The sequence below is a fragment of the Amycolatopsis sp. NPDC045836 genome (genome assembly GCF_056431745.1).
This window is the reverse complement of the sequence record NZ_JBWKKF010000002.1, coordinates 154,934-168,514: the sequence shown is the minus strand read 5'-3', so window position 1 is coordinate 168,514 and position 13,581 is coordinate 154,934. Positions and strand designations below refer to the sequence as shown.

Genomic DNA, 13,581 nt, shown 5'->3' with positions numbered 1-13,581 from the left:
TGTCACACTATACCGGTGAGTGCACAAGTTGACCACCGCCTGCGGGTTGCCTGGACGCCCGAAGGCGCGGACGCGGCCCACCTCCCGCCGAAGGCCCTGCGCTGGCTCACCGAGCGTATCGGGAAACCCGGTGCCCCGGCACCGGTCGTGCCCGCTTCCGCCCTGCCGGTACCGGAATCTTCGCTGGCAGCGGACGCGAAGGCGGCCCTGATCGAGGTGGTCGGTATTCCGCACGTGCAAACGGAGCGTGCGGAACGACTGGGCCGCGCGGGCGGTTTGTCCTATTTGGACCTGCTGGCCCGGCGGCACCCCGGCGGGCTGCCGGTGCCGGACGCGGTGGTGCTGCCCGCCGACCCCGGCGAGGTGCAGCGCGTGCTCGACGTGTGCGTGCGGTTCGACGTCGCGGTGGTGCCGTTCGGCGGCGGCACGTCGGTGGTCGGCGGGGTGCGGGCGGCGCGCGGGGACAAGTCCGCGGTGATCGCGCTCGACCTGCTGCGCCTGGACCGGCTGGTCTCCGTCGACCCGGTGTCCCGGATCGCCGTGCTGCAGGCCGGGGTGCGCGGGCCGCGGGCCGAAGAACTGCTGGCGGAGCACGGGTTCACCCTCGGTCACCTGCCGCAGTCCCACGAGCGGGCCACCATCGGCGGGTTCGCCGCGACGCGGTCCGCCGGGCAGGCGTCCAGCGGGTACGGCCGGTTCGAGGACATGGTCACCGGCGTGCGGCTGGCCACCCCGAGCGGGCAGTGGCGGCTCGGCGTCGCGCCGGCCTCGGCGGCCGGGCCGGACCTGCGGCAGCTCGCCGTGGGCAGCGAAGGGGTGCTCGGCGTGCTGACCGAGGTCGGGGTGCGGGTGCGGCCGGTGGCGGAGGTCCGCCGCTACCAGGGCTTCGTGCTGGACGGCTGGGTGACGGCGGCCGAGCTGGTGCGGCGGCTGGCCCAGGCGGGTGCGCTGGCCGACGTGACCCGGTTGTCCGATGAGGACGAGACCGAGGTCCAGCTGTCGCTGAGCGGGGGCTGGAAGACCGCCGCCGTGCGGAAGTACCTGCGGGCACGCGGTGTTTCCGCGCCGTGCCTGCTCGTCCTCGGCTGGGAAGCGCAGTCCACCAGGGAACTCGCCCTGCGCCGGGCGGAGACGGTGAAGCTGGTGCGGGCGGCCGGTGGCGTTTCGCTCGGCCGGGCCGCGGGGGAGTCGTGGCGCCGGGGCCGGTTCAACGGGCCCCGCCAGCGGGACGCCCTGCTCGACCTCGGCGTCTGCGTGGAAACCCTGGAAACCGCCGCGCACTGGTCCTCGCTGGACCGGCTGCGGGACGCCGTCCGGTCGGCGTTGCGGGAATCGTTCGCTTCACCGGTGGTGATGTGCCACATTTCGCACGCCTACGAAACGGGTGCTTCGCTGTATTTCACCGTGCTCGCCGCGCGTTCCGACGAGGACCCGGAAGGGCAGTGGCGGCGCGCGAAAAAAGCGGCTTCCGAAGCGATCGCCGGCTTGGGCACCATTTCGCACCACCACGCGGTCGGGGTGGACCACGCGCCCTACCTGGCGGCCGAGATCGGAGAAATCGGCCGGTCGGTGCTCGCCGCCGCGAAATCCGCGGTGGACCCGACCGGCATCATGAACCCGGGCAAGCTGATCGGCTGAGTTGGACGGTCGCGGGTGCGCGGGGTTGTCGAACACCCGCGCACCCGCGACCGTTGGCTCAGCGGTCCCCGCGACCCTTGGTTTCGTCCTCGATCTCGATCTGCTCCTTGCGCAGTTCACCGGAGACCGTCTCCGTGTCGGTCACCCTCTCGGTGTCCATCCGGACCCGTTCCACCGGCACGGCTTCCTTGTCCACCACGGGGCGTTCGGCGTGCAGCACCACGTCCTGCTCGGCCTCGCCGATCTCGGTACCGCGCCGGGCTTCGGCGTCGGTGATCGGCTCGCGCTCGATCCGGACCTCTTCGTGGCTCACCGGCACCGAGACCTGCTGGTCCTCGGTGACCACGTACTTGCGCAGCCGCACGTGGCCGGTCTCGACCCGTTCGGTGCCGACGTTGAACCGCTCCTCGGAGCGGACCATCTCCTCGCCGCCGCGGTGCCTCCCGGTGGTCCGCTGCTCGTCGGCCAGGCCGGTGCCACCGGACATCCCGGTTTTCCCGGTCTTCCCGGTCATGCCGGTCTTCCCGGCGGTACCGGCGGCCTGCTCCGGGCGCATCCCGCTGCGCTCCCGGTCGGCGCGGTCCTCGCCGGCGCGGTCGCGCTGCATCGGCAGGCCGTAGTAGCGGTACAGCTCCCCGCTCTCCTCCGGGGACAGGTGGCCGTCGGCGTCGATCTGCGGGGCCTCGGTGACCTGTTCCTTGTCCACCTGGACGTGCAGGCCGTCGGATTCCAGATCCGCGCCCTGGAGCGGGACGAAGCTCTCGCGGTGGCCGAACAACCCGGTCCGCACGGTGACCCACTCCGGCTGACGGGTCTCGTCGGAGAGGTAGACCGTGCCCACCTTGCCGATCTTGCTTCCGGCTTGGTCGACCACGGGTGAGTCGATCAGGTCCTGCGGGCGCATCGTACCGGTCATGGCTACCGCATCCTTTCGCTTCCGGTGTTTCCAGCGGGTCTGTGATCACGATCATCCCGCCGTTGTGCCAATGCAACCGGCCGACACAAACGAGTGAAGTGCGCCGGGGAAACCACACCGGTGCGATTCACGAAATGGGGGCGAAAAGCCATTCCGGGGTTTGGCCGCGAAAAACCCCGGCCGGCCGCGGGGCCGACCGGGGTTCCGGGTGCTGCTTCAGAAAGTCACGACGCTGCGCAGCACGTCACCGGAGTGCATCCGCGCGAACGCCTGCTCCACCCCGTCCAGCGGGATCCGCTCGGTGACGAACCGGTCCAGCGGCAGCCTGCCCTGCAGGTAGAGGTCCACCAGCACGGGGAAGTCCCGCGACGGCAGGCAGTCGCCGTACCAGGAGGACTTCAGCGAACCGCCGCGCGAGAAGAAGTCGATCAGCGGCATCTCCAGCTTCATCTCCGGCGTGGGCACGCCCACCAGCACCACGGTGCCTGCCAGGTCGCGGGCGTAGAACGCCTCGCGCCAGGTCTCCGGGCGGCCGACCGCGTCGATCACCACGTCCGCGCCGAAGCTCCCGGTGAGTTCCCGGATCGCCTCGACCACCTCGTCCTCGCTCTTGCCCGCGGCGTTGAAGGTGTGCGTGGCCCCGAAGTCCTTCGCCCAGGTCAGCTTGCGCTCGTCGGTGTCCACGGCGATGATCCGGTCCGCCCCGGCCAGCCGGGACCCGGCCACCGCCGCGGCGCCGACACCACCGCAGCCGATCACCGCGACCGAGTCACCGCGGCCCACCGACCCGGTGTTGATCGCCGCGCCGATGCCCGCCATCACCCCGCAGCCGAGCAGCCCGGCCACCGCGGGCTCGGCCTCGCGGCTGACCTTCGTGCACTGTCCACTGTGCACCAGCGTCTTCTCCAGGAAGGCCCCGATGCCCAGTGCCGGGCTCAGCGCCGTGCCGTCGGCCAGGGTCATCGGCTGACCGGCGTTGTGGGTGGAGAAGCAGTACCACGGCCGCCCGCGCTTGCAGGCGCGGCAGGTGCCGCAGACCGCGCGCCAGTTCAGGATGACGAAGTCACCCGGTTCCAGGTCGGTGACCCCGGCACCGACCTGCTCGACCACCCCGGCGGCCTCGTGGCCGAGCAGGAACGGGAACTCGTCGTTGATCCCGCCCTCGCGGTAGTGCAGGTCGGTGTGGCAGACCCCGCAGGCCTGCACCGAGACCACCGCCTCGCCCGGCCCCGGGTCGGGCACGAGCACGGTCTCCAGCGAGACCGGCTCGCCCTTCGCCCGCGAGACCACGCCCTGTACTTCGTATGGCATCCGCGACCACCTTCCGCGTCGGGTCAATCACCCGCACTCTGCCACGCGGTGTGCGGTAATCGCGACAGCCGAATGAATTACGGGGTGATCAGGTAGACGATGCCGCCCGGCCCCGAGGCGACACCGCCCGAAGCGGTGTGCCGCTTGGTGCGCTGCCAGATCTTCTCGAACTGGTCGCGTTTGTACACGTTGCGCACGGTGTCGTTGCTGTTCGTGGCCGGGTCGTTGACGATCACGTCACCCCCGGCGGTGAAGCCGACCACCACGAAGATGTGCCCGGCGGTGCCGTAGCCCGCCCCGTCCAGCTCCTCGGCCAGGAACGACTGCGAGGTGATCACCGGGATGCCCTTGGCGATGTAGGTCTCCAGCTCGTTCAGCGAGTGCAGCCGGGTGATGTGGCCCTTGAGCCCGAGCGAAGCCGCGTAGGCGGTGTTGAACGGCCAGTTGCCGGTGCCCTCGTACGAGTAGTCGTAGGTCTGGCGGGCGCCGTGCGCCACGGTCGGGTCGACGTAGTCCGCGGGCAGCCACGCCAGGTCCTGCGCGCTCGGCCGCTTGCCCCAGAACTCGGTGACCATCGCGGTCGAGGTCGGGCTGCACCAGTTCTGCCCGCCGCCGCCGTACTCCGGGTAGTTGCCCTTGTGCAGGTTCTGCGCGTGCCGCGGCACCGGCAGCTCGATCCCGGTGGCCACGCCCGGCCGGGTCGGCGCCACCTCGAACCGGTCGGGCACGTTGGAGGTCATCGCGCCCAGCGAGCGGAGTTCCGGGGTGGCCGTGCTGCCCGCCTCCCGGTACAGCGTGGCGCGCAGCCGGTAGGACCTCAGCGCCACGCCGTCGTTGGCCACCAGGGTGTCCACGCTGACCGAGGCGTGCGCGTCCGACTGGCCGTCCACCGTGGTCCGGTGGATGTCCTGGTCACCGGAGGCCCACTGGCCGAGGACGTACCAGGCGGTCTGCTCCCCGGTGGCGGTGGTCGCCCCGACCTCGACCTGCAGCCAGGTCTTCGCCGGGGTGAGCGCGTTCCACGAGGCGATCAGCTCGGTGGCGTCGAAGCCCGGCCGGTAGTCCGGCGAGGTCCAGCGGGCGTACTCGTAGCTGCGCGTGGTGCCCAGCGCCGGCTCGGTGCGCTCGATCGTGCCGATCGGGCGCGACAGCCGCAGCCCCTTCGGGCCGAGCGCCACGCCCTCCAGCTGACCGGCGCGGAAGTCCCTGGTCGAGGCCCATTCGTGGTAGTCGATGGCCTCGTCGTGCGCCGGCGGGGCGGCGCTCGCCTGCGTGGCGGTCGCGGCCAGCAGCCCGACCGAGAGCATCGACAACAGCAGACGTCCGCGCATGGTCCACCCTCCAGTACCGGCTTGCGGGGCGTCAGAGATTTTCACCGGTCGGCACACTGGTGTAAACCACTCGCGGGCGGCAGCTTCATAACACCGGCCACCGGCTCAGGCCAGCGGGTTGACCACCAGCAGCTCGGTGTTGCGGTCCGCCGGTCGCCCCAGCCGGACCGGGTCGGCGTGGATGTCGTTGTAGGCCAGCTCGCGGTACAGCGACGCAAGCGCTTGCGCGGAGGTGTCGCCGTGGTCCGCGGCGTACGGGGCGTCGGCCTCGACCAGCGTGGTGAACAGCGAAAGCGTGCCGTCGCCGTTGTCGGCCACCTCGATGATCCGCGCCTGTTGCGGGAAGTCGATGTGCGAGGCGGTGTTGATCTCCCAGAAGCTCTGGGCCGGGGTCTTCCCGGGGTGCGCGACGATGCCGTTGAGGTGGGTGTGGCCGTTGACCCAGGCGAGCACGTTGGGGAAGCGGTTGAGCAGGCCGACGAGGGTGCGGCCGTCGAGCCGCGGCTCCAGCGGGTGCCGCGAGTCGGGCAGGAGGTTGCCCATCGTGTCGCTGGTGTGGTGGCTGAACAGCACGAACAGCTCGTCGGTGACCTGCTGGGTGACCTTCCGGCCCCAGAAGTCGAAGTAGGTCGAGCTGTGGCGCTGGAGCGTCTTCTCCACCCACAGGAACTGGCGGAGGCCGATCGACCCGTCGGCGAGCCCGGCCAGCGTGGTGGTGTCCAGGCTGATCCCGGTGAGGCCCGGCGCGATGCGGAAGGTGTAGTAGACGTCGCGGCCGTCGGCGTTGTCGTCGGTGAAGCCGTGGCCGTGCGGGCCGGGGCCGGTGTTGGCGGCGTCGAGGTGGGCCCGCACGAACTCGGCGGTGGAGAAGGTGCGGCGGCGCTCGTCCGGGGTGACCTCGCGGATGGTGCCGGAACCGCCGAACAGCTGCGTGACCGGGACGCCACCCCGGTCGAGGGAGGCGGCGAGCTGCTTCGCCTCGCTCTCGTCCTTGCCGATCACCTTGTACCGGCCGGTGTACCAGTGGTCGATGCCGGGGAGGTTCGACGGCAGGGTGCCGACCGGGGTGTTGTCGTGGTTGCCGAAGGTGCACAGCCACGGGACGTCCAGGCCGGGGGAGTCGTACTGCGCGATGGCCGCGTCGAGCAGGCCGGGCAGCTGCGGGAAGCCCTTCCGGGTGTACGCGTCGTCCAGCGGCTCGCCCGGGTTCCAGAACAGCGGCGCCCCGGAGTCCTGCACGCCCTCGTAGCGGTCCGGGTCACCGGTGTTGGGCGTGACCGTGCCGCCGTTGAGCGTGTCGAGGAACCACGCCAGCTCGATCTGCTCGTGGTTGTCGGTGTTGTCGCCGGTGGTCATCACGAAGTCGAAGCGGCGGCCGGTGAACGGGCCGCCGGGCAGGCCGTTGACCCGGCGCAGCAGCGCGGTGGTGGCCGCCGGGCCCAGCGCTTCCTGCGGCCGGTGCGCCGAGCCGGTGAACGGGTGCAGGTACTCGAACCGGGCCGGGCTCTGCACGTCGGTGATGTGCAGGTCGGTGCACTGCACGAACGAGGCCAGGGCGGTGCGCCGGTCGTCGCGGCCGGGCTTCGCCGCGGTGAGGTCCTCGCGCACCACCAGCGGCCAGCCGGGGCCCGCGGTGAGCCTGCTGTACGCCGGCCCGGGGGTGACCGGGGTGGCGACGGCCTCCAGCGTGGTGCCCGCGGTGCTCACCGCCCTGGTGGCGGCGTGGCTCATCGCGCGGTCGAAGGCGGTGGCGATCGGGGTGCTCAGCAGCAGCCCGGCGCCGGTGGCACCCGCCGCCGCGACGAAACCGCGCCTGCTCAGTCCGGCCATCTGTACTCCCCAGGGCTCCGGTGGTCACGTGCACGCTGGCGCACGACGGTAACCACCGGATGAACCCCGGGGAAGACAAACGCGAATATTTGTCACGTTTGGCGTAGTCCGTTCGTCGCTACAACTGCGAGACGTCCAGCCTGCCCTCGGTGTGGAAGGCCCGCAGGCGCTTCTTGTCGAACTTGCCGACGCTGGTCTTGGGCACCTCCTCGATGAAGGTCCAGTTCTCCGGCAGCTGCCACTTGGCCACCTTCCCGGCGAGGAAGTCGCGCAGCTCCTCCGCGGTGACCGCCTGGCCCTCGCGCAGCACCACGGCCACCAGCGGCCGTTCGTCCCACTTCTCGTCCGGCACGCCGATCACCGCGGCCTCGGCCACCGCCGGGTGCGCCATCACCGCGTTCTCCAGGTCCACCGAGGAGATCCACTCGCCGCCGGACTTGATCACGTCCTTGGCGCGGTCGGTCAGGGTGAGGAAGCCGTCCGGGGTGATCCGGCCGACGTCGCCGGTGCGCAACCAGCCGTCGTGGAACTTCTCCGGGTCGACCCCGGCGCCGCCGTGGTAGGCCGCCGCGATCCACGGTCCCCGCACCTCCAGTTCGCCGACGGCCTCGTCGTCCCACGGCAGTTCCTCGCCGTTGTCGCCGATCAGGCGGGCCTGCACGGAGGCGGGGAAGCGGCCCTGGGTGTAGCGGTAGCGCCAGCGCTCGTCGCCGGTGGCGGACTCCGGCGGGCGCGCCACGCTGCCCAGCGGCGAGGTCTCGGTCATGCCCCAGGCGTGCAGGATCGGCACGCCGTAGCGCTCCTCGAAGGCGTGCATCAGCGACGGCGGCGCGGCGGACCCGCCGACCACCACCTCGCGCAGGTGCGAGATGTCCTGCGGGTGGTGGTCCAGGTGCTGCAGCAGGCCCTGCCAGATGGTCGGCACGGCGGCGGCGAAGGTCGGCTGCTCGGTGGCGAGCAACTGGGCGATCGGCTCCGGCTGCAGGAAGCGGTCCGGCATCACCAGCGTGGCCCCGACCATCAGCGCGGCGTACGGCAGGCCCCACGACATCGCGTGGAACATCGGCACGATGGCCAGCGCGGAGTCGGACTGGGCCAGCCGCATCGAGTCCGACATGCAGACCTGCATGGAGTGCAGCCAGATCGAGCGGTGGGAGTAGACCACGCCCTTCGGGTCACCGGTGGTGCCCGAGGTGTAGCACATCGCGGCGGCGGAGCGTTCGTCCACTTCCGGCCAGTCGAACTCGCTCGACTGCTCGGCGAGCAGGCCGGCGTACGAGTGCACCTGGACGCCCTCGGGTGCTTCGAGCGTCGAAGGGTCACCGTTGGCGACGAGCACGTGGCGCACGGTCGTCATCTGCGGCAGCTGCTTGGCGAACAGCGGCACCAGCGTGCCGTCCACGATGACCACGTGGTCCTCGGCGTGGTTGGCCACGAACACCAGCTGCTCGGGGAACAGGCGGATGTTGAGCGTGTGCAGCACCGCGCCCATGGCGGGCACGGCCAGGTAGGCCGCCAGGTGCTCGGCGTTGTTCCACATGAAGGTGCCGACGCGCTGGTCACCGGTGACGCCGAGGCCGCGGAGCGCGTTCGCCAGGCGCGCGGCGTGCGCCCCGAGTTCCCCGTAGGTCTCCCGGCGGGACTCTGTACCGGTCCAGGTGCGGACCTCACTGGCGGCGTGCACGGTGCTGCCGTGGCGCAGCAATTTGCCGAGCGAAAGTTGCCCATCCTGCATCGTGCTCAACATCGACGTCTCCCGATCGGTGCTCCGGTGGACCAAAGTCGTGCCGACTCTAATCCGGCGGGGGCCGATCGGGCAGTGTTCTCGGCCCGTCCGGCACCGGGTGTGGCCGAGTTGTGAGCAGTCCTTCGGACGGGTGACGCCGACCCCGGTCCCCGGTGCGCGCAGTTGTCCGCGGAATTACCGGCATTTCTTTGCTGCCAACAAAATTGACTGTTCCGAATAGCCGGTCACCGGTTCCGGTGTTGATCACCCAAGGGGTGTGGCGGCGGGGTGAATCGCTCCCAACCGGACAGTGGCCGGAAGCGTTTCCGCAGGCCGGGGCGGGGGATGTGGGGTTGCCCGTACCGGCGAGGACGGGTACTAAGTGCGTGTCGGTTGCACAAGGGTGGGCCTCGTGGCGTTTACTGGGCCGGTGGTACGAGGTGGCCTGGCCAGCGCACGCCGTGAGCCTGCGTCGAGACTTTCGGCCACCGCCGCGACAAGCGGACACCTGAGAAGGAAAGGACTAATACGTTGGCTCTGCCCACGTTGACGCCGGAGCAGCGTGCCGAAGCCCTCGCCAAGGCGGCCGAGGCGCGCAAGGCCCGCTCCGAGCTGCTTGCTTCGATCAAGTCCGGCAAGGAGAGCATCGACAAGGTGCTGCTCCGCGCCAAGGAGGACAAGACCATTGGCAAGACCAAGGTCACGCAGCTGCTGAAGGCCGTGCCCGGGCTGGGTGCGGTGAAGGTCGCCGCGCTGCTCGAGCAGGCGAAGATTCCGGAGGACCGGCGCGCCGCCGGGCTGGGTGACGTCCAGCGCCAGGCGCTGATCGACGCGCTGAAGTAGTTCGCGCAGCTCACCAGGCGTGCGGGGCCGGTGACGGGGTTCGTCACCGGCTCTCGCGCACGGTGCTCTTGCTCACTTCCGGCGCACCGCCGACGGACAAACCGCGGCGGCGCGCGGAGACTTGGGGTGGACGCGGGATCCGCCGAGAGGGAGTGAGCCGATGACGGCGACGGCGCACGAAGGTGCACGGGTGGCCGACCTGCTGGACGGGTACACCGCCGGCGACTTCTTCTTCGGCACCGAGCGCCGCACCCTGCTGGGTTCCCGAGTGGACGGTGCGCTGTCCGAAGCGGACCCGGTGGTGCTCGCCGACCGGGTGGCCGAGGCGCTGACCGATCCCGCCATCCCGCTCGCCGCGGGCATCCTGCCGTTCGACACCGGCCCCGGAGCCACTTCGCCGGGGCACGTGCTGCTGCCCGCGGAAGTCCGGACCGGGGCTCCGGCGCACCCGCGTGCGGCTTCCCTGCCGCCCAGCGGAATTGCCGCCCCGTTGTCGCTGCGCCCGGTGCCCGAGCCCGCCGCGCACGTGGCGGCCGTGGCCCGCGCGGTTTCGCTGCTGCGGGACGAACGCCTGCGCAAGGTGGTGCTGGCGCGGGTGCTGGACCTCGACTTCGCCGAGCCGATCCGGCCGGAAGCCCTGCTGCGCAACCTCGTGCGGGGCAACCCGGGTGGGTTCACCTTCGCCACCCCGCTGCCCGGCGGCCGCAACTTTGTCGGTGCGACACCGGAACTGCTCCTGTCCCGGCACGGCGACCGGGTGGTCTCCCACCCGCACGCCGGATCCGCGCCGCGTGCGGCCGACCCGCGCATCGACGCGGAGAACGCCCGCCACCTGGCGGAGTCCGCAAAGGACCGTCGCGAACACGCCGTGGTGGTCGAGGACCTGGTGGAGGTGCTGCGGCCGTTCTGCACGCAGTTGCGCGTGGCGCCGACGGAAGTCGTTGGCACACCGACGATGTGGCACCTCGGCACCACGGTCACCGGCAAGCTCACCGACCCGTCCACCACCGCGCTGCGGCTGGCGGCGGCCCTGCACCCGACCCCGGCCGTCTGCGGCACGCCCACCGCCGCCGCCCGGCGCGTGGTGGGGGAACTGGAGCCGTTCGACCGCGGTTACTACGCGGGTGCGGTCGGCTGGGTGGACGCGGCGGGCGACGGTGAATGGGCGGTGGCCATCCGGAGCGCCGAAGTCGCGGAGCGGTCGCTGCGCCTGTACGCCGGCGGCGGCATCGTCGCCGATTCGGACCCGGAAGCCGAACTCGCCGAAACCACGGCGAAGTTCGCGACCGTGTTGCGTGCCATGGGCCTGCCTCAGCCCTGACCGGCCGAGCGGGCGGCAGGTGGGTCCCGGTGCAGCCGGGAACCCACCTTCCGGCCCGGGCTTCAATGGCCCTTGGCGCACTTCCCGTTCGGCTTGCCGTTCGCGTGGTACGCGGGCCACCCCAGCACCACCCGCGTCTTCGGGCCGTAGATGCCGTCGTCGGCCACGCCGAGCTGGTCCTGGGCGTAGGTCAGCGCCTTCTCGGTCATGCTGCCGAAATCACCGTCCAGCACGATGTTGGCTTCGAAGTTGCAGTGCTTCAGCGCCTGCTGGAGCGTCTGCACCGCACTGCCCGAGGTGCCGCGGAACAGTTCGCAGTTCCGGCTGCCCGTGCCGGTGTGGTACGGCTGCCGGATGAAGGTGCCGTTGCCGAGTTCGACCTTCTTGGTCCCGTTGCACGTGCCCACCGAGGCCGGTGCGGCCGAGGCGAACGCGGGGGTCAGGGCGAAGCCCGTGGCCAGCAGGGCGGCCGTGGCGAGGATCCGTCGCATGGTGCTCCTTTCGATCGGAGCACCATGCTCGCCACGGCGCTTTCGCCACGCTTTCAGGCGGGCCAGACCGACTCGGTCACCTTGATCTCGTCGGTGGTCAGGATGGCCACCGCGGCGCGGTAACCCGGGCCGGGGTGCAGGTCGGCCATCTGCGTGCCCTCCGGTGACAACGCGGCGTCGCCGGAGTGGACCAGGCGGGCCGGTTCGCCGAACGGGGACAGCGTCAGCGCCTGCAACGGGATCTTCAGGCCGCGCCCGGTGGCCTTCATCAGCGCTTCCTTGCGCGTCCAGTAGGTGAAGAAGGCTTCGGTGCGTTCGGGCCCGGACAGGCCGGTCAGCGCCGCGCGCTCGTCGTCGTTCAACGCGTACTCGATCAGCGAGTCGTCCGCGCGCCGGGTGGCGGTCTCCACGTCCAGGCCCAGTGGCGCGTCCGCGATGGCCAGGCCGATCCAGTCGCCCGAGTGCGAGATGGAGAACCGGAAGTCCGCACCGGGCACCCGGGGCGGGCCGTGCGGCTTGCCGCAGTCCTCGCAGGTCGCGTCCAGCTCGATCGAGCCCGGCGCCCGGCCCAGCCGCTCACCGGAGACCGTTTTCGCCAGCACGCGCCCGGTCAGGAAGCGCAGTTTGTCCTCGTCCTTGCGGTACGCCCGGTACCGGTCGACCTCTTCGGGAGCCAGCAGGGCCAGCCGGTCCGCGGTGGCGGGCAGCGGGGCCGCCCACCAGACCGTGCAGTCGATCACGAACTCTCCTTGGTCGTCGCGGGTGCTCTGTCTTCCCCGTCCCCACCATGTTCGTCGAGCAGCGTCGCTTCGTCGAACGGCTGCCGCCCGGTGAGCACCTCGTGCACCTGCTCCCGGTCGATCTGGTTGGTCCAGGTGCCGATCAGCACGGTGGCCACCGCGTTGCCGGCGAAGTTGGTCAGCGCCCGCGCCTCGGACATGAACCGGTCGATGCCGACGATGAAACCGACCCCGTCGACCAGCTCCGGCCGGTGCGAGGACAGGCCGCCGGCCAGCGTGGCCAGCCCGGCGCCGGTCACCCCGGCGGCGCCCTTGGACGCGATGATCATGAACACCAGCAGCGAGATCTGCTCGCCGACCGACAGCGGCGCGTTCAGCGCTTCGGCGATGAACAGCGAGGCCATGGTCAGGTAGATCGCGGTGCCGTCGAGGTTGAACGAGTACCCCGTCGGCACGGTGATGCCGACGACCGGCTTGCTCACCCCGAGGTGCTCCATCTTCGCGATCAGTCGCGGCAGCGCCGACTCCGACGACGAGGTGGACAGGATCAGCAGGAACTCCCGGCCGAGGTAGCGCAGCAGGCTGAACAGGTTGACCCTGGCGAACAGCCAGGTCAGCGCCGCGAGCACGACGAAGACGAACAGCGCGCAGGTCAGGTAGAAGCCGACCATGATGACGGCGAGGCTGCGCAGGGCCGCCCAGCCGGTCTCGCCGACCACCGCGGCGATCGCGCCGAACGCGCCGACCGGTGCCGCCCACATGATCATCGCCAGGATGCGGAACACCAGCCGCTGGATGTGCTCGATGCCGCGGCGGATCGGCTCGCCCTTCGCGCCCAGCTTCTGCACGGCGAACCCGGCGAGCAGCGCGACCAGCAGGGTCTGCAGCACCTCGCCCTCGGTGAACGCCGAGACCAGGGTGGTCGGGATGATGCCGACCAGGAACTCGGTGGTCGACTCGCTCTCCTTGACCTGGCTCTGGCCCGACTTCGCGACCGACTCGGTCAGGTCCAGCCCGTCGCCGGGGTGCAGGATGTTGCCCACCACCAGGCCGATCACCAGCGCCACGGTGGACATCACCAGGAAGTAGCCGATGGCCAGCCCGCCGACCTTGCCGACGCTCGCCGCCTTGGCCACCGAGCCGACGCCGAGCACGATGGTGCAGAAGATGATCGGCGAGATCATCATCTTGATCAGGTTGACGAACGCGGTGCCGAGCGGTTTCAGCTCCTTGCCCAGCTCCGGGGCCAGCAGGCCGACCGCGATCCCGAGCCCCACCGCGAAGATCACCGCGAGGTAGAGGTAGTGCGTGCGGTCGCGGCGCCGCGCCCGCGCCGGTTCGGTCGTCATTGGCTCTCCTCACGCGAACCCGGTGATCAGTTTTCCGGGCGAAACCTACGGCAACACCTGGTCTTCGTACAGTCGAGTGCTACCG

The 13,581-nt window shown here is 70.8% G+C and carries 11 protein-coding genes; 3 read left to right on the top strand and 8 right to left on the bottom strand.

Translation table 11 applies throughout. The features are described from left to right. The first annotated feature begins 15 nt into the window (after positions 1-15). Positions 16-1,638, top strand: a complete 1,623-nt coding sequence (locus AC07EG_RS03535) for an FAD-binding oxidoreductase (protein WP_478251411.1) — start codon at positions 16-18, stop codon at positions 1,636-1,638. A 58-nt stretch (positions 1,639-1,696) separates the two neighbouring features. Here the strand turns inward: AC07EG_RS03535 and AC07EG_RS03530 are convergent, their stop codons facing one another. From AC07EG_RS03530 to AC07EG_RS03510, 5 genes are all read right to left on the bottom strand, one after another. Next, positions 1,697-2,554 (bottom strand): DUF2382 domain-containing protein, encoded by an 858-nt coding sequence (locus AC07EG_RS03530; protein ID WP_478251410.1) that lies wholly within the window; start codon positions 2,552-2,554, stop codon positions 1,697-1,699. 216 nt (positions 2,555-2,770) lie between these two features. Next, on the bottom strand, positions 2,771-3,865 hold the full coding sequence (locus AC07EG_RS03525) for an S-(hydroxymethyl)mycothiol dehydrogenase (RefSeq protein ID WP_478251409.1): 1,095 nt from the start codon (positions 3,863-3,865) through the stop codon (positions 2,771-2,773). 77 nt (positions 3,866-3,942) lie between these two features. Further along, positions 3,943-5,196 (bottom strand): C39 family peptidase, encoded by a 1,254-nt coding sequence (locus AC07EG_RS03520; protein ID WP_478251408.1) that lies wholly within the window; start codon positions 5,194-5,196, stop codon positions 3,943-3,945. A gap of 105 nt (positions 5,197-5,301) precedes the next feature. Continuing rightward, positions 5,302-7,026: a TIGR03767 family metallophosphoesterase gene (locus AC07EG_RS03515; RefSeq protein WP_478251406.1), complete on the bottom strand. Its 1,725-nt coding sequence runs from the start codon at positions 7,024-7,026 to the stop codon at positions 5,302-5,304. A 118-nt stretch (positions 7,027-7,144) separates the two neighbouring features. Further along, positions 7,145-8,773, bottom strand: a complete 1,629-nt coding sequence (locus tag AC07EG_RS03510; protein ID WP_478251405.1) for a long-chain fatty acid--CoA ligase — start codon at positions 8,771-8,773, stop codon at positions 7,145-7,147. 510 nt (positions 8,774-9,283) lie between these two features. On the opposite strand from AC07EG_RS03510, the gene mihF reads away from it, so the two are divergent. Together mihF and AC07EG_RS03500 are read left to right on the top strand one after the other, a co-directional pair. Continuing rightward, complete coding sequence (mihF, locus tag AC07EG_RS03505) at positions 9,284-9,595, top strand: integration host factor, actinobacterial type (RefSeq protein ID WP_113694660.1); 312 nt, start codon at positions 9,284-9,286, stop codon at positions 9,593-9,595. 160 nt (positions 9,596-9,755) lie between these two features. Beyond that, positions 9,756-10,916 carry an isochorismate synthase gene (locus tag AC07EG_RS03500; protein ID WP_478251404.1) on the top strand — a complete coding sequence of 387 codons (1,161 nt, stop codon included), beginning with the start codon at positions 9,756-9,758 and terminating at the stop codon, positions 10,914-10,916. Positions 10,917-10,978: 62 nt separating this feature from the next. Here the strand turns inward: AC07EG_RS03500 and AC07EG_RS03495 are convergent, their stop codons facing one another. Genes AC07EG_RS03495 through AC07EG_RS03485 form a run of 3 tightly spaced genes read right to left on the bottom strand, consistent with a single transcriptional unit; the run spans position 10,979 to position 13,496 of the window. Continuing rightward, entirely contained in the window at positions 10,979-11,407 is a 429-nt protein-coding gene (locus AC07EG_RS03495) for a peptidoglycan-binding domain-containing protein (RefSeq protein ID WP_478251403.1), read from the bottom strand. Between the two features lie 53 nt (positions 11,408-11,460). Then, entirely contained in the window at positions 11,461-12,147 is a 687-nt protein-coding gene (locus AC07EG_RS03490) for a 4'-phosphopantetheinyl transferase family protein (RefSeq protein WP_478251402.1), read from the bottom strand. Further along, positions 12,144-13,496, bottom strand: coding sequence for a cation:dicarboxylate symporter family transporter (locus tag AC07EG_RS03485; protein ID WP_478251401.1), 1,353 nt, complete (start codon positions 13,494-13,496; stop codon positions 12,144-12,146). The genes AC07EG_RS03490 and AC07EG_RS03485 overlap by 4 nt, the downstream gene beginning before the upstream one ends. Between the last annotated feature and the right edge of the window lie 85 nt (positions 13,497-13,581).